This window comes from Bartonella sp. P12B, from assembly GCF_055796185.1.
Window position 1 is genome coordinate 1 of the sequence record NZ_JBTTDI010000054.1, and the last position, 1,457, is coordinate 1,457.

A 1,457-nucleotide genomic window follows, 5' to 3' on the forward strand; every position below is an offset into this window, starting at 1 on the left:
TGAAAATGAAGATAACCTCTCTCATGATGGTAATTGTTGGATTTATGATAATGCCGCCGTTTTTTTGAATGCCAAGCTTTATGAGAATGCTAAAATTTATCAAGAAGCTAAAGTTTTTAGACAAGCAAAGGTTTATGGAAATGCTACTGTAAATGGCAAGGCATGGGTGTTTGATTATAAAGCTCATGTTTATGAAAATGCAAAAATTAACGATAACGCTAGGGTCTGTGGGCATGTCTATGGCAATGCCGTTGTAAGTAATAACGCTACTATTGCTGATGGTGCCAAGGTTTATGATAACGCACGGGTTTATGAGTCAGCACATATTTGTGGCTATGTTTTTGGGAATGCCCATGTTTATGGTAAATCACGCATTTATGTCTGGGCGCATATTTATGATAATGCGCATGTTTTTTGCAATGCTTGGATTAAGGATTATGCAAGTGTCTATGGCAATGCAAAGGTCTCTGGCTCGGCGCGCGTTGGTTGCTTGGCAAGGATTTATGATAATGCCAAGGTTTATGGGAAATCAAATATCGATCATCATGTAAAAATTTATGGCAATGCTGTGGTTAATAGCCATATAAAAATTCGTGATGATATTTGTACTAACGATCAGTCTATCAAAGATGCTGCGTAAATAAACGCGCGGGCGCGGCGGGGGCGCCCCTCTTTAAAGAACATTTCACTCAAAATTTTATCGATTATTAGATAGGAGCTTCCCTATGTCTACTACAACTGTATCTAAAATTGTCTCTAAAAAATATGAACTTACTAATGAAACGCGTGTTTTTGATAATCATACCCTTTATCGCATTCGTGCATTAAGAGATTTTGATGATGTCAAGGCTGGTCAACTAGGTGGTTTTATTGAAACTGAAGATAATCTCTCTCATGATGGCAATTGCTGGGTTGCTGATGATGCCTATGTTTTAAAACCTGGTCGTGTTTATGAAAACGCTAGGGTTTATGGAAATGCGGCGGTGGGTGGTTTTGTTTATGGCAATGCCCATGTTTATGACTTTGCAAAGATTTTTGCCAATGCCCATGTGTATGATAATGCGCGGGTTTTTGATAGTGCAAAAATTATCAGTAATGTTCATATTTATGAAAATGCAAGTGCCTATGGCATGGCTGTTGTGACTAAAAATGCCCATGGCAATACAAGAGAGAATGTTTATACAGAGCGGCTCTCTCCCTATGGAGAAATTTCCTTTGTAATGTGTCGCTTTTAAAGCAGCATAAATAACACCGCGGGCGCGGCGGGGGCGTCCATCTTTAAAGAACATTTCACTCAAAATTTTATCCATTATTTAGATAGGAGCTTCCCTATGTCTACTATAACTGTATCTAAAAAATATGAACTTACTAATGAAACGCGTGTCTTTGGTAATCGTACTGTTTATCGCATTAAAGCTTTAAGAGACTTTTCTGATGTCAAGGCTGGTCAATTGGGT

At 38.4% G+C, this 1,457-nt stretch carries 2 protein-coding genes; both read left to right on the forward strand.

Going from position 1 to position 1,457, the window contains the following annotated elements; genetic code table 11:
- The coding region (locus AC0QT1_RS08590; RefSeq protein ID WP_473202125.1) for a hypothetical protein at window positions 1-640 on the forward strand (640 nt) is incomplete at its 5' end.
- 85 nt (window positions 641-725) lie between these two features.
- Window positions 726-1,235: a hypothetical protein gene (locus AC0QT1_RS08595; RefSeq protein ID WP_473202126.1), complete on the forward strand. Its 510-nt coding sequence runs from the start codon at window positions 726-728 to the stop codon at window positions 1,233-1,235.
- The last annotated feature ends 222 nt before the right edge of the window (window positions 1,236-1,457 follow it).

Excerpts from the sequence above, each read along its gene's own strand:
- AC0QT1_RS08595 (WP_473202126.1), top strand. The coding sequence starts at position 726 with ATGTCTACTACAACTGTATCTAAAATTGTCTCTAAAAAATATGAACTT.